Raw genomic sequence first — 21,950 nt, 5'->3', positions numbered from 1 at the left:
TCTATTCCTGTCGTTTTAAGGTGGTGTTTAAAGAAGGGGTTAATACGGGATGTGCGGTAAGTTTTTGCGGCGCGGGCTTGTTGCGATTAAGGAAGCCAATGTTGTTATTACCCCACAGATTCTCGTAAGGCATGCCTGCCAGCGTTTCGACAATGCTCCGTGCTTCCGGGGTGAGACTTTCCGGCACGATACGGCCTGCCTCGCGCATCTTCAGCGTCTCCTGGCGCAGCACGGTGTGCGTCTGCAAATTCAGTTTAAAACGCAGTGAGACAATAAAGCCGCAGGTCAGCACGGCCACCGTGCCGATGCTGAGAATCGCCAGAATAGTGTGGCTGACGCCCGGCGCCTGCGTGGCCTGGCCAGATACAAAGCCGGAGAGCTGCAGCACGATGCCCACCAGCATGACGGCACCCGCCTGGGACGCTTTACGCGTCAGGGTCATGATGCCGGCAAATATCCCTTCACGGCGCTGACCGGTGATCACCTCATCCACATCGGCGATATAGGTGTAGGTGTTCCACGGCACATAGTTGATGCCGCCACGCCCCAGGCCTGCGACGGCAGAGATCACCAGCAGCAGAGACATGTTGTCGTTCATTCCGGTATACCAAAGACCGGCATAGGAGAGCGCGGCGAGGCCAAAGAGTATGGCGACCAGACGATAGGCAGGGGCCGGTCCCATACGGATACAGAGCGGGATCATCACCATCACAGCAATAAACTGCAAGACTGCCATTGTGCCCATCAGGCTGGAGGCAACCTGTGCACTCTGCATCAGCACAAACACCACGTACCATGTAAAGACGGCGTTAAACACATCCTGAGCAATATAGCCGCCGAGATACATGCCAAGGTGTTGCCGGAAGATACGGATACGTAAGGTTGAGGCCAGTTCGACATAGAGCCGTTTAAGACTCTGCATCAGCGTCAGCTGCTGCTTTTCCTGCTCCGCACGGCGTGATTCGGCAGAAAAGTCATCGGGGTGACGTTCCCAGGTAAAGCACCACACCAGCGTCAGTACCAGCGCGCAAATTACTGAGAACACCAGGCTGGCATAGAAAAAGGAGAGGGGATTTTCTTTGCCCAGCATGCTCAGCAAAATACCGGGTAAGAATGCGGCCAGTATCGCTGATAATTGTGCCAGACCAATTCGCGCCCCGGAAAAGCGGGTCTTCTGTTTAAAGTCGTCGGTCATTTCCGGCACCAGCGTTTCATAAGGCACCAGAATCATGGTGTAGACGATATCAAACAGCAGGTAAGTGCAGAGATACCACCAGAAACTCATGTCGCTAACCCACATCAGGCTATAACTGAAGACACAGGGTATGCCGAGCAGGATAAAGAATTTCCGGCGGCCAAAACGTTTGCCCAGCCAGGTTGAACCGAAGTTGTCGGTAAGGAAGCCCATCAGCGGGCTGACCACGGCGTCCAGCACGCGAGCGGCGGCGAAAATCAGCGTGGCCTGAATGGGGGTTAATCCACAAAAGGTCGTGTAAAAATAGAGTAACCAGGCGGCAGTCAGCGCCGTTGTGCCTGCTCCGAGAAAATCGCCAGATCCATAGGCCAGATAGTGGCCAGGACCAATTTTACGTGAGCGCATGTGTGAGGCTCCTTAATGTTATGGGGCAATTTGACCGGGTGACGCCAGACATCTCCCCCGGACTGATTAGCAAAGTAGAGCTGACGCGGCGGTTAAACCTTCGCAATCTGGCAACCAAAAGCGTTGAAGTGGCAATCAGGCAAAGAAAAGGGGGGCATAATTCTAATTTATAAAACAGCGTTTCATTTTTATGTGATGGCGGCTGCTTTATGGGTATTCATACTGGGGTTTCAGGCAGGGGAGTGAGGGGGTGCTGCAAAGGCACGCGAACAATGCAAGAAAAGTGGTACTGAGGTTGAAAGAAAACAAATTTCTCCCGCATACTGATTGATTACGACTCAGGCTAAAGGAATTGCACCATGGCTGAAGAAACTATTTTTAGTAAAATTATCCGCCGCGAAATCCCCGCTGATGTGGTTTACCAGGACGAGCTGGTCACGGCCTTCCGTGATATTTCGCCTAAAGCACCGACGCATATTTTAATCGTGCCGAATGTGCTGATCCCCACGGTCAACGAGGTGGAAGCCGCGCACGAGCACGCGCTGGGACGCATGTTTACCACCGCGGCGAAAATCGCCCGCCAGGAAGGTATCGACCAAAATGGTTATCGTCTGATTGTGAACTGCAATCAACATGGTGGTCAGGAGGTTTATCACATTCATATGCATCTGCTGGGCGGCGAACCGCTGGGTCCGATGCTCTCTAACTGATAACGGAAACGTGCTATGCGATCCTGGCTGACTGGCCTGCCGATCCTGCTCTGCCTGACGGCTTGCAGCAGTGATAAACCGATGATCAATACGTCACAGTCACTGGTGATGGAGTCCTCTGTGCTGTCGGCAGGGATTATTACCGATGAGCCGACGCTGGATGAGAACGATGGACTCAAACGTGCCACCAGCGTGCTCTATAATCAGCGCGAAACACCGGTCGTTGTGCACTACCGTTATTACTGGTATGACGACAAAGGGCTGGAAATCACCCCGCAGGAACCGGCGCAGACCGTCACCGTTCCGGCGCAGGGCAGCATAGTCGCCGCCTCGCAAATGGGTAACCTGACTGCCAGTAAGGTTCGTCTTTATCTCTATCTTTAAGGATTTTCATCGTGATACGCAGTTTTAATCGTACCGGAACGCTTCTGATGGCGCTCATTCTGACCGGCTGTGTTGTGAAACAGCAGCAGCAGCCTGCACCGGTTGAACCGACCCAGCCCGCTGAGCCAACCCAGCCCGTTCCGCAACCTGAACCGGTGCCGCAACCTCAGCCTGTGCCGCAGCCGCCAAAACTGGTGACTATCAACTGGGATGCCACCGTGCAGCCGCTGGTGGCGCAGATGTTACAGGCCGCCAGCGCCGAGCCTGGCAGCGTGCTGCTGGTCGATCGGATCAAAAACAGCACCAATGGCTCGCTGCAAAGCGACAAAGCCACGGCAGCAATCCAGAATGCGCTGAATAATAACGGTAAATTCACCCTCGTCTCTGCAGATCAACTGGCACAGGCCAAGCAGACGCTGGGATTATCGCCGGATGACAGCCTGAACTCGCGCAGTAAAGCCATTGGCCTGGCGCGCAACCTCAACGCACAGTATGTGCTCTACAGTAACGCACGTGGCGATGTTAAAACACCGACCCTGCAGATGCAGCTGATGCTGGTTCAGACCGGCGAGATCATCTGGTCCGGCAACGGCATTGCTCAGAATTAATCCGGCATTCCAGCGGATCATTGAACAGGTCACGGGCGAACCAGACAAAGCATTGATTATGCCGCTGGCCGGTCTGACCGGACACAGCCAGAAGATTGTCAGCCCGTCCGGCACCTTTATCGTTCGGGCGACACCGCAACCGGCTATTCCCTTTGTGGACCGGCAGCGAGAATTCCGACTGTTACGAAAGTTGAGAACCACGGGGCTGGCGCCGCAGCCCGTAGCGTCACATCCTCAGGGAATTATCCTGACCTGGTGCGCGGGCGAGGCGCTGGATGCACAACGCTTCGGCGAGCAACGTCCGCAGATCGTGGCCCTTCTGAAGCAACTGCACCAGCAGCCGCTGACCGGCTATCAACTGTCGATGTTATCGCTACTGTGGGATTACTGGCAGCTTACACCTCAGCGGCATCATCGCTGGCTGCGAGCGCTCAGACGCCTGACGCAGCAGGGTGAGCCCCGGCCGCTGAGGCTTGCACCGCTGCACATGGATCTGCATGCCGGCAATGTCATACAAGGTCCCGAAGGCCTGCGTCTGATTGACTGGGAATATGCCGCCGATGGCGACGTGGCGCTGGAACTGGCGGCCGTCTGTGCCAGCGATCCGCAGCACGATGCCGACTGGCTGGCAGAGTATGCAGCGGCGATGCAGCTGCCGCTTCCCGCGCTGGTGCAGCAGGTCAGACGCTGGCAACCCTGGCTGCGTTTGCTGATGGCCAGCTGGTATCAGCTGCGTGCCAGTCAGAGTGAAAACGAAACATTACACCAGCTGGCCCGACAGAGCTGGGAACAGATTTAATCGCGTTATGCAGCTGCATAACGCCACAGGATTCAGGTTATGAGAACACATTTACCCGGCCCGCTGATGCTTGACGTTGAGGGCTATGAACTGGATGGCGAAGAGCGCGACATCCTGAAGCACCCGCTGGTCGGCGGCTTAATTTTATTTGCCCGAAATTATCACGACCCGGCTCAGCTGGCAGAGCTGGTGCGGCAGATCCGCGCGGCCTCTCACTCCCGGCTGGTGGTTGCGGTGGACCAGGAGGGCGGTCGCGTTCAGCGTTTCCGTGACGGCTTTACTCAACTGCCCGCGATGCAATCCTTCGCCGCGCTTCACGATGCAGACACCGCAGGTGAGATGGCGCAGCAGGCGGGCTGGCAGATGGCGGCCGAAATGATCGCGATGGATATCGATATCAGCTTTGCGCCGGTGCTCGACATTGGTCATATCAGCGCTGCCATCGGCGACCGCTCTTTCCACGCCAATCCGGCCATTGCTCTTGCTGTTGCCCGCCGCTTTATTGCGGGGATGCACGAGGCGGGCATGAAGACCACAGGTAAACATTTCCCGGGGCATGGTGCGGTCAGCGCCGATTCGCATAAAGAGACGCCACGGGATCCGCGCGACGAAAAAACGCTCCGTGAGCATGACATGGCGATCTTCAGCAAGCTGATCACCGAGCAGGCGCTGGATGCCATCATGCCTGCTCACGTCATCTACACCGACGTTGATCCGCTGCCCGCCAGCGGCTCGCCATACTGGCTGAAAACCGTGTTGCGCGAGCAACTGGGCTTTAATGGCGTGATTTTCTCCGACGATTTGTCGATGGAGGGCGCCGCCGTGATGGGAAGCTATTCTGAGCGGGCGCAGCAGTCCCTTTCTGCCGGTTGCGACATGATTCTGGTCTGCAATCAGCGCCAGGGAGCCATCAGTGTGCTGGATAACCTGATCCCGGTCGGGTCAGAGCGCGTGACGCAGCTGTATCATCAGGGCAGGTTTACCCGCGGTGAGCTGCAGGCTACGCATCGCTGGAAATCCAATGCCCAGCAACTGAGTGCGCTTCAGGAACGCTGGCTGGCTCACAAGGCGTCGTGGTAAGCAGTGACTGCCCGGCGCTATCTCAACCCTGAGGATTATTATGATCATTTATCTGCACGGTTTTGATTCCAACAGTCCGGGCAATCACGAAAAGGTGCTGCAACTGCAATTTATCGATCCTGACGTCAGGTTGATCAGTTACAGCACCCGCCATCCTAAACATGATATGCAGTTTCTGCTGAAAGAGACCGATAAGATGCTGACGCTGTCCGACGATGACCGCCCTCTGATTTGCGGTGTCGGGCTGGGCGGCTTCTGGTCAGAGCGCATCGGGTTTTTGTGCGGCATCCGCCAGGCGATCTTCAATCCCAACCTCTTTCCGCAGGAGAATATGGAAGGGAAGATTGACCGTCCCGAGGAGTATCAGGACATCGCCACCAAATGCGTCAGCGATTTTCGCGAGCGCAATCGTGACCGCTGTCTGACCTTCCTCTCCCGTCATGATGAGGCGCTGGACAGCCAGCGCATCGCCGACCAGCTGCATCCGTTTTATGACATCGTCTGGGATGAGACAGAAGGGCACAAATTCAAAAACATATCCCCACACCTTCAGCGGATAAAATCTTTTAAAACATCAGGTTAAACATGTCAGGCACCGCAAGGTGCCTGTTTTCGTTACGTAATTATCTGAGTTTTATTTCTCCGCTTTGATGTATATCAATATTCTTATGTTCTCCTCTTCCCGCCATGCTATTCTGGCCGCAGATTGCGATTTTAACTTCGCCAACCCTATGTTTCTTAAGGTTTAATTTAACCTTTGGTTAACTTTTGGTTCACAATTTGAGGGGGTCTTTGTTGACTACGTCTGTTAAGAGAATTGTTATTGTCGGCGGGGGAGCGGGCGGCCTGGAAATGGCGACGCAATTGGGCCATAAACTGGGTCGTAAAAAGAAAGCCGAAATTATCCTGGTTGATCGTAACCATAGCCATTTGTGGAAGCCGCTGCTGCACGAAGTGGCCACGGGTTCGATGGATGAAGGCATTGACGCACTGAGCTATCTGGCCCATGCCCGCAACCACGGTTTTGAGTTCCAGTTGGGTTCGCTCACCGATATCGATCGCAGCCGCAAAGTGATCCGCCTGGCCGAAGTGCTGAACGCACAGGGCGAAGTGCTGGTGCCACAGCGTGAAGTGGCCTACGACCAGCTGGTCATGGCGCTGGGCAGCACCTCCAATGATTTCGGAACGCCGGGTGTCAAAGATCACTGCATCTTCCTGGATAATCCACATCAGGCGCGTCGTTTCCACAACGAAATGCTCAACCTGTTCCTGAAATTCTCTGCCAGCGAAGGCAAGGTCGAGAAAGTGAACATCGCTATCGTGGGCGGCGGCGCAACAGGCGTTGAGCTGTCAGCGGAGCTGCACAACGCGGTGAAACAGCTGCACAGCTACGGCTTCAAAGGCCTCGGACGCGAAGCGCTGAACGTGACGCTGGTGGAGGCGGGCGAACGTATTCTGCCTGCACTCCCACCGCGCATCTCTGCTGCTGCGCACCAGGAGCTGACCAAACTGGGCGTGCGCGTTCTGACGCAGACCATGGTCACCAGCGCTGAGCGTAATGGCCTGAATACCAAAGGCGGCGAGTTTATCGAAGCCGACCTGATGGTCTGGGCAGCAGGGATCAAAGCGCCTGACTTCCTGAAAGAGATTGGCGGACTGGAAACCAACCGTATCAACCAGCTGGTGGTGAAAGAGACCTTGCAGACCACGCTGGACGATGACATTTACGCCATTGGCGACTGTGCCTCCTGCGCCCTGCCGGGCGGCGGTTTTGTTCCGCCACGTGCCCAGTCGGCGCACCAGATGGCCTCACGCGCGATGGAAAACATCCTGGCGCAGCGTCACGGTAAACCGCTGAAAGCCTATGTCTATAAAGACCATGGCTCGCTGGTGTCGCTTTCCCGCTTCAGTACGGTCGGCAGCCTGATGGGTAACCTGATGCGTGGCTCGATGATGGTGGAAGGGCGTATTGCACGCTTTGTCTACATCTCACTCTACCGTATGCACCAGGTCGCGCTGCACGGCTACTTTAAAACTGGCCTGATGATGCTGGTGGGCAGCATTAACCGGGTGATCCGTCCCCGGCTTAAGCTGCACTAAGCAAGCGTAATCAGTCTGGTCAAGGCTAAGCCTCCTCGATATTGAGGGGGCTTTTTTTTTGCGCCAGACTGGTGGGGAGTCGCGGCTGGCGGACAGCCGTGCAACGGTTTATTCGTCGCGCTGGAGCCCCGTTCAGTCAGCTATGCCGCGCGAACCCTGAGGCGTCAGCGTGAATGGGATATCACCAGTCTGACTGGTTTACAGCCGCTTATTGTTCCTGCGAATCGGCTCACTGTATCGAATCTGACAGGGTTCATGTGTCAATATGATCAGGGCGTAGCGCCAATATTGGTCATCTCTTAATGTATTGAATTTGAAGTGATTAAAGTAAATTCTGGTGTCGATTACTTCTGGCTTACATCTCATCAGAACTCTCCTAAAAACTGGCCCTGATAGCAAAGTGACCAATTTCCTCCATTTATCTGATGTTGCATTTTCGGTCCATCTGTAAAACTTCATCTCAACAAACACGGCGCGTCGCGCACGCCGGTTATACCTCAGTTAACGAGGATGCTTTAACAGCAGGATTGCGCGGTAACACTTTTCAGGAGGAACTTCCTGTGAATAAATCAATGTTAGCGGGTATCGGTATTGGTGTGGCAGCAGCGCTGGGTGTTGCAGCCGTAGCAGGCATGAATGTGTTTGATCGCGGTCCTCAATACGCTCAGGTACTCTCTGCAACACCAATCAAAGAGAGCATCAAACAGCCACGTCAGGAGTGCCGGAACGTCACACTGACCCACCGTCGGGCCGTACAGGATGAAAACCGTCTTGCTGGCTCTGTATTAGGTGCAGTGGCAGGTGGGGTGCTGGGTCACCAGTTTGGTGGCGGTCGCGGCAGGGATGTGGCGACAGTAGCGGGTGCGGTAGCGGGCGGTTATGCCGGTAATCAGGTCCAGGGTGGACTGCAGGATCGGGATACCTACACCACAACCGAACAGCGCTGCAAAACAGTTTATGATAAACAAGAGAAAAAACTGGGATATGACGTGACCTATAAAATAGGCGATCAGCAGGGTAAAATCCGCATGGAAAATGACCCCGGCACGCGTATTCCTCTGGATCGCAATGGTCAGCTGGTTCTCAACGGCGACCAGGCGTAATTGGGCAAAGCTTTGCTGCACTCGCGGCCACACAGCACGACGTAATAGTGAAATAATGAAAAAGGCGCATCGTATGATGCGCCTTTTTTTATCGCCATTTCCCGCGCTTTACCGATTAGCTCAGTAGCGCGCGGGCAGAGGTGTTACGCCTGATGCTCAGCCAGTTGTGAAACAAAGCCCTGCACCCACTCCATGCGAATCTTTCTTTCCGACAGCTCGCGGGTAAACCGCAGGCGTGTCGGGCCATCCAGCTTCCACTGCTGTGGCTCTTTCTGCAACAGGCCGATCAGCCATGCTGGATCCACATTGTTCTTCGGCGCAAAATCGAAATAACCGCCTTTGTCGCTGGCTTCGATCTTACGCAGACCGACAGCACGGGCCTTCAGACGGATAATCGCCACGTCCAGCAGATTTCGGGCTGGATCGGGCAGCAGGCCAAATCGGTCGATCATCTCCACTTTCAGCTCCTGTAATTCCTCTTCAACCTCTGCACTGGCGATGCGCTTATAGAGCGAAAGACGGGTGCTGACATCCGGGATAAACGTCTCTGGCAGCAGGGCGGGCATCCGCAGCTCTACCTCTGTCTGATTACTGGTGAGATCTTCCAGTGACGGCTCGCGACCCGCTTTTAGCGCGTCGACCGCATTCTCCAGCAGTTCCATATAGAGTGTGAAGCCCAGCGTCTCCATCTGTCCGCTCTGCTCATCACCCAGTAGCTCGCCGGCACCGCGAATCTCCAGGTCGTGCGTAGCCAGCGCAAAACCGGCTCCCAGATCTTCCAGAGAGGCGATCGCTTCCAGTCGCTTATGTGCATCGGCGGTCATCGATTTTGGATGCGGCGTTAACAGCCAGGCATAAGCCTGATGATGCGAACGGCCAACGCGACCACGCAGCTGATGCAGCTGTGCCAGACCAAAGTGATCGGCCCGCTCAATGATGATGGTATTGGCAGTCGGAATGTCGATACCGGTTTCGATAATGGTGGTACAGACCAGCACGTTAAAACGCTGATGATGGAAATCGTTCATCACCCGTTCCAGATCGCGCTCACGCATCTGGCCATGACCAATCGCCACACGCGCTTCCGGCACCAGTTCGCTGAGACGCTGCGCCGCTTTCTCAATATTTTCAACGTCGTTGTAAAGATAGTAGACCTGTCCGCCACGCAGAACTTCACGCAGGATCGCTTCACGGATCACCAGATCGTCAAATTCACGCACAAAGGTTTTTACCGCTAAACGGCGGGCAGGCGGTGTGGCGATAATCGAGAGATCGCGCATGCCGCTCATGGCCATATTCAGCGTACGCGGGATCGGCGTGGCGGTCAGGGTCAGAATGTCCACATCGGCACGCATCGCCTTGATGCGCTCTTTGTGACGCACTCCGAAGCGGTGCTCTTCATCAACAATCAGCAGGCCGAGATCGTGCCATTTGAGATCGCTCATCAGCAGCTTATGGGTGCCGATTAAAATGTCAATCTTGCCGTCACTGGCCTGTTCCAGCACCTGTGCCTGCTCTTTGGCGGTACGGAAACGGGAGAGCATCTCAATGCGGACCGGCCAGTTGGCGAAGCGATCGCGGAAGTTATCGTAGTGCTGCTGTGCCAGCAGGGTGGTCGGCACCAGCACGGCCACCTGTTTATGGTTCTCAATCGCCAGAAACGCCGCGCGCATTGCCACTTCGGTTTTACCGAAGCCGACGTCGCCGCACACCAGGCGGTCCATGGCCAGCGGCTGGCACATATCACTCAGCACCGCATTGATTGCCTGCGCCTGGTCCGGTGTGGTTTCAAAGGGGAAGCTTTCGCAGAACAGCTGATACTGTTCACGATTATGCTTAAAGGCAAAGCCGGATTTGGCGGCGCGCTGGGCATAGATATCCAGCAGTTCCGCCGCCACATCACGCACTTTCTCAGCCGCTTTCTGCCGGGCGCGTGACCAGGCATCGCTGCCCAGTTTATGCAGTGGGGCGTTATCGTCCGCGCCACCCGCGTAGCGACTGATCAGGTGCAGCGACGAAACCGGCACATAGAGTTTGGCGTCATTGGCGTAAGAGAGCATCAGGTATTCTGCCTGAATACCACCCGCTTCCAGCGTCGTCAGGCCGATATAACGACCGACACCGTGCTCCAGATGCACCACCGGCTGGCCGGGGCTCAGCTCCGCCAGGTTACGGATCAGAATGTCCGGATTGATAGTGCGACGGGTATCCTGACGGCGACGGCTGACGCGTTCGCCCAGCAGATCGCTTTCGCAAATCAGTGCCCGGTTACCCTGGGTATCAATGAAACCGCGCTCGCTGGCGCCAATCATCAGACTGAAACGATCGTCGACAGTTTCATCGAAACGATGTACCGGCTGAGGGCGCAGTTTAATCCGGGCCAGCAGTTCCTGCAGGGTCTCGCGGCGGCCTTCGCTTTCAACCGAGAAGACGACAGCACCGCTGAAGGTTTCAATAAACTGACGCAGATGGTCGAGCGGCGCTTTCGCCTGCGCCTGAACGGCAAGGTCGGGCAGCGGGGTGTAACCGAGATTGGTATTCGCCGCTTTGTCGGGCAGCACTTCATTGGTCATCTGAATGCGTGGCCAGGCTTTCAACTCACCCATCAGGGCATCTGGACGCAGCCACAGGGTAACCGGCTCCAGCAGCGGACGCATCGGGTCAACGCGGCGGTTCTCATAACGCGCCTCAGCATCCTGCCAGAAGCGGCGGGCGCTGCCTTCCAGATCGCCACAGTTCACAATCAGGGTGTTATCAGGCAGATAGCTGAACAGGCTGGGTAACGGCTGTTCAAAAAAGAGCGGCTGCCAGTATTCGATGCCCGCAGGCAGCGTGCCTTTACTTACCTGCTGATAGACATGCTCCGACTCGCGGCGCACATCAAAAATTTCGCGCCAGCGGCTGCGAAACAGCTCAATAGCCGCTTTGTCGCTGGGAAACTCATGGGCCGGCAGCAGGTTAATTTCCGTGACGGCTTCCAGCGTGCGCTGACTGTCGACGTCGAACAGGCGCAGGCTGTCGATCTCATCATCGAAAAAGTCGATGCGATAAGGCTGATCGCTGCCCATCGGGAACAGGTCGAGCAGGGCGCCGCGCGTGGCGTATTCACCGTGCTCCATCACCTGATCGACATGGCGATAACCGGCCTGCTCAAGCTGGTCGCGAAGCCGGTCGCGTGACAGTTTTTGTCCCTGCTTCATCACCAGCGCATGGCCATGCAGGAAACTGTGCGGGCAGACGCGCTGCATCAGGGTGTTGACCGGCATGATCAGCATACCGCGCTGCATCACCGGCAGCTGGTAGAGTGTCGACAGGCGCGCGGAGATAATATCCTGATGCGGCGAGAAGCTGTCGTAGGGGAGTGTCTCCCAGTCAGCGAGGTGCGTCACCGGCAGATCGGTAAACTGACGGATCTCATCCAGCAGACGCAGGGCGGTTTGGGTATCGGGGGTAATCATCAATACCGGACCCGCATGGTGTTCGGTAATGCTGGCACACTCCACCGCGTGCGCTGCGCCTATAATCTGGCCAAGCTGACGGTGGTCGCCGGATTTAACGGGCAGGGTATAACGAGTCTGTTCGGGCATGGGATCTCGGGGTTGCTCCATTTTTCCAGGACGTAATCATTCCATATTATGTCAGGGGGATCACCTTTGCGGCACAATTTTCCTGCCGCTCCGCGCTGAATCCAGGGATTGGTCAGCCATTACCTGGCGTCAGCGGTAATGCAGCGGATAGAGAGAGAATAGACGGAGTCTGGCGAGGCAACATAAAAAACCGCCGTCGCTATGCAGCGACGGGGTTAAGCGGGCATTTTATTTTATGGATTGCTGTGTGTAATGCATGCGTGGGCGGTCGATATTTGCCCAGGATAGTTCCTGCTCAGGATGGTAGCTGAGGTTGCCGTCGTCCCACTTTACGTAGTAGCCGGCGGGTGCGTTTCCCTGCTCAAAGACATTGATAATTTCGCCTCTGATCTCCCCGGATTTATGTTTGACGATACTGCCTTTGGGAAATTTCAACATGGTCGCTACCTCTACCGCTGTGCGATAAATTCACCCCTTATCCTGTTACTGATTATAGTCTACACCCCATCTGCGCTGAATAATCAGCCAATAAGCGGCGGCTTTATCGGCTATTCCGCGGCTTTGGGGCAAGAGATGACGCATCCGGATGCAACTTTGCTGCCGACTCAGAGGGTTAGAGGTTTCATAAAGCCAGCCGCTCCTTTATCATCCCACTACCTATTTTCAGGCAACGGCTTACTGGATTCCATGTATCAACCTGTCGCGCTATTTATCGGTCTGCGTTACATGCGCGGACGAGCATCGGATCGCTTCGGTCGCTTTGTCTCCTGGCTCTCAACGATTGGCATTACGCTTGGCGTGCTGGCGATGGTCACCGTGTTATCGGTGATGAACGGTTTTGAGCGTGAACTCGAAGGCAATATTCTTGGGCTGATGCCGCAGGCGCTGATTACCAGCGACAAAGGCAGTCTCAATCCCCAACAGCAACCCGCCGCCTCGCTGAATCTGCAGGGCGTTAACCGCATCGCGCCGCTGACCACCGCCAATGTGGTGCTGCAAAGCCCGCGCAGCGTCTCCGTTGGCGTAATGCTGGGCATTAATCCGGATGAAAAAGATCCGCTGACGCCGTTCCTGGTGAATACCCAGCAGAGCGTGCTGCAGCCCGGACAGTACAATGTCATTCTCGGCGAACAGCTGGCATCACAACTTGGCGTAAAACGTGGCGATCAGCTGCGTTTGATGGTGCCGTCTGTCAGCCAGTTCACGCCAATGGGGCGGGTGCCGAGTCAGCGTCTGTTTACGGTAGCGGGCACCTATGCTGCCAATAGCGAAGTCGACGGGTATCAGATTCTGGTCAATCTGCAGGATGCGTCGCGCGTCATGCGTTATCCGGCCGGGAATATTACTGGCTGGCGACTGTGGCTGGATAAACCGCTATCAGTCGACAGTCTGAGTCAGCAGACATTGCCTGCGGGCCTTATCTGGAAAGACTGGCGTGAGCGCAAAGGCGATCTTTTCCAGGCCGTGCGCATGGAGAAAAACATGATGGGCCTGCTGCTGAGCCTGATCATCGCCGTCGCAGCCTTTAACATCATCACGTCATTAGGCCTGCTGATCATGGAGAAGCAGGGCGAAGTGGCGATCCTCCAGACCCAGGGCCTGACACGCCGGCAAATCGTGGCGGTGTTTATGGTTCAGGGTGCCAGCGCCGGGATTATCGGCACGCTGCTCGGCACGCTGCTCGGCGTCCTGCTCGCCAGCCAGCTCAACAACTTAATGCCGGTAATTGGCCTGTTCCTTGATGGGGCCGCGTTGCCGGTTGATATTAATGTGTGGCAGGTGGTCACTATCGCCCTCAGCGCGATGATTGTGGCGCTGTTGTCTACGCTCTATCCTTCGTGGCGCGCTGCCGCCGTTCAACCTGCTGAGGCTTTACGTTATGAGTAACACTCCTTTGTTGCAGTGCCGCGACCTGTGCAAACGCTATCAGGAAGGCAGCGTGCAGACCGATGTGCTGCGCAATGTGGCTTTCAGCCTCCAGCCCGGTGAACTGACGGCTATCGTTGGCAGCTCAGGCTCCGGTAAAAGTACGCTGCTGCACCTGCTGGGCGGTCTGGATGCGCCGACCTCGGGTGACGTGGTGTTTGATGGTCAGTCACTGAATGCCATGTCCTCATCAGCCAAAGCCGAACTGCGTAACCGCGAGCTGGGCTTTATCTATCAGTTCCACCATCTGTTGCCGGACTTCAGTGCGCTGGAGAACGTGGCGATGCCACTGCTCATTGGCAAAACTGCGAAAGCGGAAGCGCAGGATCGCGCCCGTGAGATGCTGGCGGCAGTCGGTCTGGACCATCGCGCCACGCACCGGCCTTCTGAACTGTCAGGCGGCGAACGCCAGCGCGTGGCGATTGCCCGTGCGCTGGTCAACCGTCCTCGTCTGGTGATGGCGGATGAGCCAACCGGCAACCTGGATGCGCGCAACGCTGACGCTATTTTTGAACTGCTGGGCGAACTGAACGTGCGTCAGGGCACCGCGTTTCTGGTGGTCACGCACGATCTGATGCTGGCAAAACGCATGACGCGACAGATGGAGATGCGTGACGGTCAGTTAAGCGAGCAGCTTACTATGGCAGGAGCGCTGTAATGGGCTCGTCGTTATCCCTGTTGCTGGGCCTGCGCTTTAGCCGCGGCCGCCGTCGTGGCGGCATGGTCTCGCTGATTTCGGTGATCTCTACTATCGGGATTGCGCTGGGCGTGGCGGTGCTGATTATCGGTCTGAGCGCCATGAACGGTTTTGAGCGTGAGCTGAACAATCGCATTCTGGCGGTGGTGCCGCACGGTGAGATCGAGGCGGTCAATCAGCCGTTTCAGCACTGGCAGTCGATGATTGCCCCGATTGAAAAGGTGCCCGGCATTGCAGCGGCAGCGCCCTACGTGAACTTCACTGGCCTGATTGAGAGCGGTGCCCGGCTGGAAGCGCTGCAGGTTAAAGGCGTTGATCCCGCACAAGAGCCGCGTCTTAGCGCACTGCCACAGTTTGTCGCCAATAACGCCTGGTCCACTTTTGCCGCCGGTAAGCAGCAAATCATTCTGGGCGGCGGCATCGCGAAATCGCTGAATGTGAAGCAGGGCGACTGGATCACCATTATGATCCCCAATAACGATGGTGATAACAAACTGCTGCAGCCAAAACGTATCCGGCTTCAGGTCAGCGGTATCCTGCAATTGAGCGGCATGCTCGATCACAGTCTGGCGCTGGTGCCGCTGGCCGATGCGCAGCACTATCTGGAGATGGGTGACAGCGTGTCGGGCATCGCCCTGAAGATGACCGACCCCTTCCAGGCGGTCAAACTGGTGCGCGATGCGGGTGAGGCGACCCGCTCTTACGTCTACATCAAGAGCTGGATTGGCACTTACGGCTATATGTATCGCGACATTCAGATGATCCGCGCGATCATGTATCTGGCGATGGTGCTGGTGATTGGCGTTGCCTGTTTTAACATCGTTTCCACGCTGGTAATGGCGGTAAAAGACAAAAGCAGTGACATTGCAGTGCTGCGCACACTCGGCGCTAAAGATCGGCTAATCCGCGCCATCTTTATCTGGTACGGTTTGCTGGCGGGTCTGCTGGGCAGCGTCAGTGGCGTGGTCGTGGGCGTGCTGGTGGCGCTGAACCTGACCTCGCTGGTGCGCGGACTGGAGTCGATTACCGGCCATCATCTGCTGGCGGGGGATATTTACTTCATTGATTTCCTGCCGTCGGAATTGCACTGGATTGATGTGTTCTCAGTACTGATTACGGCGATTCTGCTGAGCCTGCTGGCGAGCTGGTATCCCGCCAGACGTGCCAGCCGCATTGACCCGGCTCGGGTATTAAGCGGTCAGTGAAAAAATGCGGCGCGAGAGGTTTTCGCGCCGCATCTGTTTAAGACCTTTGCTGTTGGGTTGTGCCCTCAGCAACCGTTACTATCGGGTGATGTTGACCCGGAATCTGTTTAGAGCGGCTCACCGCAGCCGCTACGCCAGGAGATTTTATGCGTACACCACGTCGCCGCATACGACTTGCCCGCCTGAAGAAAACCCGGAGAAAAGTGCATCAGCGCTTTCGCCAGCGCATTTTTGAGCGCGATCGTCAGGCCGAACTTGCCGCCCATCCTCAGCCGCATGTTGTGGTGCTGACCGGCGCAGGCATTTCAGCGGAGTCCGGCATCCGGACCTTCCGCGCGGCTGACGGCCTGTGGGAAGAGCACCACGTGGAAGATGTTGCAACGCCTGAAGGCTTCAGGCGCGATCCTGCGCTGGTGCAGCGCTTCTATAATGCGCGCCGCCAGCAGTTACAGGAGGCGGAGATTCAGCCCAATGCCGCTCATCTGGCGCTGGCAGAACTGGAGCAGGTGTTAGGCGACAATTTCCTGCTGGTCACGCAAAACATCGACAATCTGCATGAGCGAGCCGGAAACAGTCGGGTGCTGCACATGCACGGTGAGCTGTTAAAAGTGCGCTGTGTCACCAGCGGTCAGGTGATTGAGTGGACCGGTGATATCACGCCGGACGATCGCTGCACCTGTTGCCAGTTCCCCTCTGCACTGCGGCCGCATGTGGTGTGGTTTGGCGAAATGCCGCTGGGCATGGAGCAGATTTATCAGGCGCTGGAACAGGCGGACTACTTTATTGCTATCGGCACTTCAGGCCACGTTTATCCGGCCGCAGGTTTTGTCCATGAAGCCAAAATCCAGGGCGCGCATACCGTTGAGCTGAATCTGGAACCGAGCCAGGTGGGCAACGAATTTGCCGAGCGGCACTATGGTCTGGCGAGCGAAGTGGTGCCGGAGTTTGTGCATAAGCTGCTGCGCGGGCTTTATAAGTAAGCGGGGCGGCTATAACCGCACCCGAGGTTACAGGCAAAATCTGGCCCGATTAGCGGTGAGATCCAGCCTGCACCGGGAACACGGTCAGATCGGAAAGCCGCAAAACCGTCATCCATAACTGCCTGGCCCGCACGATGACGCACCTCATCCCTGAGGTGCGCCCGTAAACAGGCCGACGCTTACGTTATTCAAAACGCGCCCGGATTTTTGTCCCAGCCACGGGACGCTTTTCTCCTCTGACCCTGTAACCGTTGTGTTGAGTCTGCACGCTGCGGTGATTTTCTCGCCGGGTCAAACCGCCTCTTTGTTATTAACATTGCGAGGTTTACTGCAACAATCTTGTAATAAGGCGTTTATTTCGGGCTTATTGCTTTCCCAAAGGTTATCGACAGCGCTAACCTGTCTCCAGATGATTTTACGCAACGTTATAACCGCCGGGTCTGTGAATAATATCGGACGGCACTTTTAAAGGATGGGCTATGGAACAGTTACTTGAGCGCTTTTTAAGTTATGTGGCAGTTGAGACGCAGGCTAAGCCGCAGGCTCGTCAGGTCCCCAGCAGTGAAGGGCAGTGGACGCTGGCGCGTCAGCTTCAGGAAGAGCTGCTGGCGCTGGGTTTTGTCGATGTCACCCTAAGCGATCACTGCTGCGTCATGGGCACATTGCCCGCCAATGTCGACTGGCCGACGCCGGTCATCGGTTTTATCTCGCACATGGATACATCGCCTGACTTTACGGCAAAACATGTGAACCCTCAGATTATCGAAAATTATCGCGGCGGAGACATTGCCCTGGGTAATGGCAATGAGATTCTCTCGCCGGTTATGTTCCCGGTGTTACACAAGCTGATTGGACACACGCTCATTACCACCGATGGCAAAACCTTGCTGGGAGCGGACGACAAAGCGGGTATCGCCGAGATCATGACGGCGATGGCGCACCTGGCAAACAGCGACACGCCGCACGGTGCGATCCGCGTCGCCTTTACGCCCGATGAAGAGATTGGTCGTGGCACCTCACATTTTGATGTGGACGCGTTCGCGGCTGACTGGGCCTACACCATTGATGGCAGCGATCTGGGCGAGTTCGAGTATGAGAACTTCAATGCCGCCTCCGCCACCGTCAAAATTGTCGGTAATAACGTGCACCCGGGCTCCGCAAAAGGCGTGATGGTCAATGCGCTGGAGCTGGCAAATCAGTTCCATGCTGCCGTTCCGGCCAGTGAAAAACCGCAATATACCGACGGCTATGAGGGCTTCTATCATCTGCATCAGATCAAAGGCAGTGTAGAACACGCTGAGATGCTCTATATCATTCGTGACTTCGAAACAGAGAGTTTTGAACAGCGTAAACAGACGCTGCTGCAGATTGCAGCGGAGATTAACAAAACGTTGCACCCGGACTGCTCCGTCACGGTTGAGATCACTAACAGCTATCGCAACATGCGTGAAAAGGTCGAGCCGTTCCCGCACATTATCGACCTGGCTTTACAGGCGATGCGTGACTGTGACATTGAACCGGTGGTGAAACCGATTCGCGGTGGTACAGATGGCTCGTCACTGTCGTGGAAAGGGTTGCCTTGCCCGAATATTTTTACCGGCGGCTATAACTATCACGGCAAGCATGAATTCGCCTCGCTGAATATCATGGCGAAGTCGGTGGAAGTGATTGTGCGTCTGTCAGAGCTGGCAGCGCAGAAGAAGAGTTAAATAAAAAGGCTCTCTGCCACAAGGGTCAGAGAGCCTGATTCAGCAGCAGCGCCCGATAGCGCTGTGTTGATTATTCGTCGTCGCCAAAGAACCAGTAACCGGCATTCACCAGACCGGCGATCTGCGCCAGTACGGCGGGATCATCCAGCGCATCACCCAGATCGTCGAGTGTGATGCGATAGTGATTCGCCAGCACTGCCATCACATCGGGGCGTGAACACTCAACCCGCTCGCCGTTGATATAAACCGCGTCGCCAAGGGTCAGAACACGCAGGCCACCTAACCGACTCAGGGTATCACCCTGTTGCAGCGCATCATAAATTTCGTCAGGCTGATAAGGCGGTTCCGGCGGCGCGACGTCGAGTTCGTGACGCGACTGCGAAATAAATTCGCCAAACCACTGCTCAAAATGCTCTGGCTGATTGACCACATCCAGCATCAGCTGACGAACGCCTTCAATCTCCTGCGGCAGGATCTGTGATGGACAGTCGCGAGAAGGCACATCCGGATCGCTAAAGCGCAGGCTGCCCAGCTCATTGGCCAGCGCGTAATCAGCAAAGCCGCTAATTAACTCCCGGCCGCTTGGAGCGCGGAAACCCACGGAGTAGTTCAGGGCGTTTTCCAGTGAGTAACCTTCGTGCGGGAATCCTGGCGGGATGTAGAGAATATCGCCCGGCTCCATTTCTTCATCAATGATGGCATCGAACGGTTCAACCTGCAGCAGATCCGGGTGCGGGCAGTGCTGCTTCATCGGCACTTTCTCACCAACGCGCCAGCGACGGCGACCGGTACCCTGAATGATAAATACATCATACTGATCGAAATGCGGGCCGACACCGCCGCCAGGCACGGCAAAAGATACCATCAGGTCATCGACGCGCCAGTCAGGCAGGAAACGGAAAGGGCGCATCAGCGCGGCAGAAGGCTCATGCCAGTGATTGACCGCCTGGACCAGCAGCGACCAGTTGTTCTCTCCCAGATGATCGTAGCTCTCGAACGGGCCGTGGCTGACCTGCCATTTGCCATCCTGATGACTGACGAGGCGGCTGTCCACCTCGTTTTCCATCGCCAGACCAGCAAGTTCATCCGGTGAAAGAGGATCGACAAAGTTTTTAAAACCACGCTTCAGCACTACCGGGCGTTTCTGCCAGTAGCGCTGAATAAAATCGGGCCAGTTAATATCGAGCTGATAGTCCATAAAAGGGTTCCGCTTAGGGCTGTAAATGCCAGCAAGTATAACAGCCCTGAGGGTTTTCTACTCGCGGCGATGTTCGACTTCCTGGCGCTGAAAGACTACTTCCATGCGTGTTCCGCCAAGTGCGCTGCTGGAGGCAATCACGTTGCCTTCATACTGCTCCAGAATGTCGCGCACCACCGCCAGACCCAGCCCCTGACCGGGACGCAGGGTATCGGCGCGCTGACCCCGGACGAAGACTAAATCACGCTTGCTTTCAGGAATGCCCGGACCATCATCGTCGATATAGAGATGCAGTGCATTTTCGCTCTGATAAGCGCTGACTTCGATAAACTCCAGGCAGTACTTGCAGGCGTTATCCAGCACGTTGCCCAGCACTTCCATAAAATCATTCTGGTCGCCCACAAAGGTCAGCTCCGGGGATATATCCAGCGAAATCGCCACACCCTTGCGCTGATAGACTTTATTCAGTGCCGAACAGAGGCTGTCGAGCAAACCGGACACGGAATGGATGTCGCGCTGCAAGGGGTTGTGGTCGGCCTGCATACTGGCGCGATGCAGATAATATCCGACCTGCTGCGAGATACGGCTGATCTGCTCCAGCATGACCGGCTCAGCCTGCTCTATTGTCAGCTCTTTGCCGTTTCGCAGCGACCGCAGGGTGCTCTGTAAGACGGCCAGCGGGGTTTTCAGGCTGTGGGTCAGATCCGAAAGCGTGGTGCGATAGCGGGTATAACGCTGCCGCTCATTCGTCAGTAACAGATTGAGGTTGCGCACCAGACTGCGCAGCTCCTGCGGTGGATTATCCGCCAGATTCTCGCGCTGACTGGTCTCCAGTTCACGCACCTGCTGTGTCAGCGCGCCAATCGGTCGCAGACTCCAGTGCGCCGCCAGCCACAACAGCGGAATAATCAGTATCAGGTTGGCCGCCAGCACATAGCTGAACCATGACCAGACCACATCAGAATGCTGCAGCTCCTGCGGGATCGAATCGACGACCACGATGGTGAGCGCAGGGAGATTGGTGGTGGCATCGTAACGGTTAACGGCAACTGAGTGGGTAAAGGTGTCGTTGCTGTCCGTGTCCCAGTCGTTGAGCCGCTGCTTAGCATTCACGTTATTGCCCATCGCCACCATGCTGGTGCGGTTGCTGGTATCAATCTCGTAAAAGTCGGGCTTCAGCAGCCATTCACGACGGATTTTTTTGCGGATCTCAGGCACATCGCGTTGCTGCCACAGCAGCTTACCGTGCTCATCGTAAATGAACACCAGTGTCGGGAAATTGAGTGTCATCCGTTCCGGCTGGGCGATGGTGAGCGTGTTGTCATGCCATTGCGCCAGCGTAAAGAACAGATTGCTCTCGCCGCGCATGACGCGGTAGGTGTTTTTATCGAAACTCACCACATAGCCAATCACGGCGACCATGCCGTAAGAGAGCGAGAGGAAGAGAACTATTGCTGCAGACGCCAGCAGAAAGCGGGCGCGCAGCGAGATAGGGCGATAACGGTTAAACCAGGACATGGTCAGAGATCAAAGCGGTAACCCTGGCCACGGACAGTGGCGATGACGTCGGTTGGGTGCAACGCCAGAATTTTTTTGCGCAGACGCCCCATCAGAACATCGATGGTGTGGCTTTCACGCAGTTCAGCGTCAGGATAAAGCTGCAGCATCAGCGAGTCTTTACTGACCACTTTGCCCGCGTTACGGATCAGCGTCTCGACAATGGTGTATTCAAAGGCGGTAAGCTTCACCGGCTCTTCATTGACCGTGAGTTCACGGCGCGAGAGATCCACCTGAAACGGTGCCATATCGATGATCTGCGACGCATGCCCACTGTTACGGCGCATCAGCGCCTGCAGACGTGCCGCGACCTCTTCAATGTGAAACGGCTTGGTGACGTAGTCATCCGCTCCGGCTTCCAGCGCTTCCACTTTCGCCTGCCAGCCTTCGCGGGCGGTTAGCACCAGAATCGGCTGACGCACGGCATCACTGCGCCAGCGGCGAATCAGCGACATGCCATCTTCATCCGGCAGGCCGAGATCGACCAGTGCGATATCGGGCAGATGTTCGCGAAGAAAATAGTCGGCTTCTTTGGCGTCTTCGGCGGCATCGACCTGATGGCCCATGTCACGTAACTGGACGGCGAGATGATGGCGCAGCAGGGCATTGTCTTCAACAACCAGAACACGCATAGAAATTCCTTACACTCTGTTTGAGTCAACCTGCAGAAAGTATACGCGAAATGTATTAAACAAGATGTTAACGCA

The 21,950-nt window shown here is 56.0% G+C and carries 19 protein-coding genes; 13 read left to right on the top strand and 6 right to left on the bottom strand.

The genetic code is table 11. The annotated features are described in order from the left end of the window. Position 1: 1 nt before the first annotated feature. Complete coding sequence (locus IAI47_RS12020; protein WP_008925937.1) at positions 2-1,600, bottom strand: MFS transporter; 1,599 nt, start codon at positions 1,598-1,600, stop codon at positions 2-4. 359 nt (positions 1,601-1,959) lie between these two features. On the opposite strand from IAI47_RS12020, the gene hinT reads away from it, so the two are divergent. The 8 genes from hinT to IAI47_RS11980 all read left to right on the top strand — a co-directional run bounded on the left by hinT (position 1,960) and on the right by IAI47_RS11980 (position 8,384). Then, positions 1,960-2,310, top strand: a complete 351-nt coding sequence (gene hinT, locus IAI47_RS12015) for a purine nucleoside phosphoramidase (protein WP_003849854.1) — start codon at positions 1,960-1,962, stop codon at positions 2,308-2,310. A gap of 15 nt (positions 2,311-2,325) precedes the next feature. Beyond that, positions 2,326-2,694: a YcfL family protein gene (locus tag IAI47_RS12010; protein ID WP_003849853.1), complete on the top strand. Its 369-nt coding sequence runs from the start codon at positions 2,326-2,328 to the stop codon at positions 2,692-2,694. Positions 2,695-2,705: 11 nt separating this feature from the next. Continuing rightward, complete coding sequence (gene lpoB / locus IAI47_RS12005; RefSeq protein ID WP_003849852.1) at positions 2,706-3,302, top strand: penicillin-binding protein activator LpoB; 597 nt, start codon at positions 2,706-2,708, stop codon at positions 3,300-3,302. A gap of 16 nt (positions 3,303-3,318) precedes the next feature. Further along, positions 3,319-4,101 (top strand): thiamine kinase, encoded by a 783-nt coding sequence (thiK, locus tag IAI47_RS12000; RefSeq protein WP_050540849.1) that lies wholly within the window; start codon positions 3,319-3,321, stop codon positions 4,099-4,101. 39 nt (positions 4,102-4,140) lie between these two features. Next, a complete protein-coding gene (gene nagZ / locus IAI47_RS11995) occupies positions 4,141-5,181 on the top strand; it encodes a beta-N-acetylhexosaminidase (protein ID WP_008925939.1) in 1,041 nt (346 codons plus the stop codon). A 40-nt stretch (positions 5,182-5,221) separates the two neighbouring features. Further along, the gene (gene ycfP / locus IAI47_RS11990; RefSeq protein WP_003849849.1) at positions 5,222-5,764 is read left to right on the top strand and encodes an alpha/beta hydrolase YcfP; all 543 of its coding nucleotides are present in this window, start codon (positions 5,222-5,224) and stop codon (positions 5,762-5,764) included. Positions 5,765-5,976: 212 nt separating this feature from the next. Further along, positions 5,977-7,281, top strand: coding sequence for an NAD(P)/FAD-dependent oxidoreductase (locus IAI47_RS11985; RefSeq protein ID WP_003849848.1), 1,305 nt, complete (start codon positions 5,977-5,979; stop codon positions 7,279-7,281). Between the two features lie 560 nt (positions 7,282-7,841). Further along, positions 7,842-8,384 carry a glycine zipper 2TM domain-containing protein gene (locus IAI47_RS11980; protein WP_003849847.1) on the top strand — a complete coding sequence of 181 codons (543 nt, stop codon included), beginning with the start codon at positions 7,842-7,844 and terminating at the stop codon, positions 8,382-8,384. Positions 8,385-8,527: 143 nt separating this feature from the next. Here IAI47_RS11980 and mfd read toward each other — a convergent pair whose 3' ends face one another. Continuing rightward, positions 8,528-11,971: a transcription-repair coupling factor gene (gene mfd / locus IAI47_RS11975; protein WP_003849846.1), complete on the bottom strand. Its 3,444-nt coding sequence runs from the start codon at positions 11,969-11,971 to the stop codon at positions 8,528-8,530. Positions 11,972-12,199: 228 nt separating this feature from the next. Next, positions 12,200-12,409: a hypothetical protein gene (locus IAI47_RS11970; protein ID WP_003849845.1), complete on the bottom strand. Its 210-nt coding sequence runs from the start codon at positions 12,407-12,409 to the stop codon at positions 12,200-12,202. Positions 12,410-12,658: 249 nt separating this feature from the next. On the opposite strand from IAI47_RS11970, the gene lolC reads away from it, so the two are divergent. From lolC to pepT, 5 genes are all read left to right on the top strand, one after another. Continuing rightward, positions 12,659-13,858, top strand: a complete 1,200-nt coding sequence (gene lolC, locus IAI47_RS11965) for a lipoprotein-releasing ABC transporter permease subunit LolC (RefSeq protein ID WP_033743171.1) — start codon at positions 12,659-12,661, stop codon at positions 13,856-13,858. Next, on the top strand, positions 13,851-14,555 hold the full coding sequence (lolD, locus tag IAI47_RS11960; protein ID WP_003849843.1) for a lipoprotein-releasing ABC transporter ATP-binding protein LolD: 705 nt from the start codon (positions 13,851-13,853) through the stop codon (positions 14,553-14,555). The genes lolC and lolD overlap by 8 nt, the downstream gene beginning before the upstream one ends. After that, on the top strand, positions 14,555-15,799 hold the full coding sequence (gene lolE / locus IAI47_RS11955; protein WP_003849842.1) for a lipoprotein-releasing ABC transporter permease subunit LolE: 1,245 nt from the start codon (positions 14,555-14,557) through the stop codon (positions 15,797-15,799). The genes lolD and lolE overlap by 1 nt, the downstream gene beginning before the upstream one ends. A 146-nt stretch (positions 15,800-15,945) precedes the next feature. Then, positions 15,946-16,779, top strand: a complete 834-nt coding sequence (gene cobB, locus IAI47_RS11950) for a Sir2 family NAD+-dependent deacetylase (RefSeq protein WP_003849841.1) — start codon at positions 15,946-15,948, stop codon at positions 16,777-16,779. Between the two features lie 479 nt (positions 16,780-17,258). Then, positions 17,259-18,488 carry a peptidase T gene (gene pepT, locus IAI47_RS11945; RefSeq protein WP_008925943.1) on the top strand — a complete coding sequence of 410 codons (1,230 nt, stop codon included), beginning with the start codon at positions 17,259-17,261 and terminating at the stop codon, positions 18,486-18,488. A gap of 70 nt (positions 18,489-18,558) precedes the next feature. On the opposite strand, the gene IAI47_RS11940 is transcribed toward pepT, so the two are convergent. Genes IAI47_RS11940 through phoP form a run of 3 tightly spaced genes read right to left on the bottom strand, consistent with a single transcriptional unit; the run spans position 18,559 to position 21,875 of the window. Further along, positions 18,559-19,686: a cupin domain-containing protein gene (locus IAI47_RS11940; RefSeq protein ID WP_008925944.1), complete on the bottom strand. Its 1,128-nt coding sequence runs from the start codon at positions 19,684-19,686 to the stop codon at positions 18,559-18,561. 57 nt (positions 19,687-19,743) lie between these two features. Then, positions 19,744-21,204, bottom strand: a complete 1,461-nt coding sequence (gene phoQ, locus IAI47_RS11935) for a two-component system sensor histidine kinase PhoQ (RefSeq protein WP_003849837.1) — start codon at positions 21,202-21,204, stop codon at positions 19,744-19,746. Positions 21,205-21,206: 2 nt separating this feature from the next. Then, positions 21,207-21,875: a two-component system response regulator PhoP gene (phoP, locus tag IAI47_RS11930; RefSeq protein WP_003849836.1), complete on the bottom strand. Its 669-nt coding sequence runs from the start codon at positions 21,873-21,875 to the stop codon at positions 21,207-21,209. Between the last annotated feature and the right edge of the window lie 75 nt (positions 21,876-21,950).

It is taken from the genome of Pantoea sp. MT58, from assembly GCF_014495885.1.
GTDB lineage: Bacteria > Pseudomonadota > Gammaproteobacteria > Enterobacterales > Enterobacteriaceae > Pantoea > Pantoea eucalypti.
Note: the sequence above shows the minus strand (reverse complement) of the source record. Positions and strands in the feature narration are given on the sequence as shown.

Excerpts from the sequence above, each read along its gene's own strand:
- IAI47_RS11940 (WP_008925944.1), bottom strand. The coding sequence starts at position 19,686 with ATGGACTATCAGCTCGATATTAACTGGCCCGATTTTATTCAGCGCTAC.
- phoP (WP_003849836.1), bottom strand. The coding sequence starts at position 21,875 with ATGCGTGTTCTGGTTGTTGAAGACAATGCCCTGCTGCGCCATCATCTC.
- phoQ (WP_003849837.1), bottom strand. The coding sequence starts at position 21,204 with ATGTCCTGGTTTAACCGTTATCGCCCTATCTCGCTGCGCGCCCGCTTT.
- lolC (WP_033743171.1), top strand. The coding sequence starts at position 12,659 with ATGTATCAACCTGTCGCGCTATTTATCGGTCTGCGTTACATGCGCGGA.
- lolD (WP_003849843.1), top strand. The coding sequence starts at position 13,851 with ATGAGTAACACTCCTTTGTTGCAGTGCCGCGACCTGTGCAAACGCTAT.
- mfd (WP_003849846.1), bottom strand. The coding sequence starts at position 11,971 with ATGCCCGAACAGACTCGTTATACCCTGCCCGTTAAATCCGGCGACCAC.
- cobB (WP_003849841.1), top strand. The coding sequence starts at position 15,946 with ATGCGTACACCACGTCGCCGCATACGACTTGCCCGCCTGAAGAAAACC.
- lolE (WP_003849842.1), top strand. The coding sequence starts at position 14,555 with ATGGGCTCGTCGTTATCCCTGTTGCTGGGCCTGCGCTTTAGCCGCGGC.
- pepT (WP_008925943.1), top strand. The coding sequence starts at position 17,259 with ATGGAACAGTTACTTGAGCGCTTTTTAAGTTATGTGGCAGTTGAGACG.
- ycfP (WP_003849849.1), top strand. The coding sequence starts at position 5,222 with ATGATCATTTATCTGCACGGTTTTGATTCCAACAGTCCGGGCAATCAC.
- IAI47_RS12020 (WP_008925937.1), bottom strand. The coding sequence starts at position 1,600 with ATGCGCTCACGTAAAATTGGTCCTGGCCACTATCTGGCCTATGGATCT.
- nagZ (WP_008925939.1), top strand. The coding sequence starts at position 4,141 with ATGAGAACACATTTACCCGGCCCGCTGATGCTTGACGTTGAGGGCTAT.
- hinT (WP_003849854.1), top strand. The coding sequence starts at position 1,960 with ATGGCTGAAGAAACTATTTTTAGTAAAATTATCCGCCGCGAAATCCCC.
- IAI47_RS12010 (WP_003849853.1), top strand. The coding sequence starts at position 2,326 with ATGCGATCCTGGCTGACTGGCCTGCCGATCCTGCTCTGCCTGACGGCT.
- IAI47_RS11970 (WP_003849845.1), bottom strand. The coding sequence starts at position 12,409 with ATGTTGAAATTTCCCAAAGGCAGTATCGTCAAACATAAATCCGGGGAG.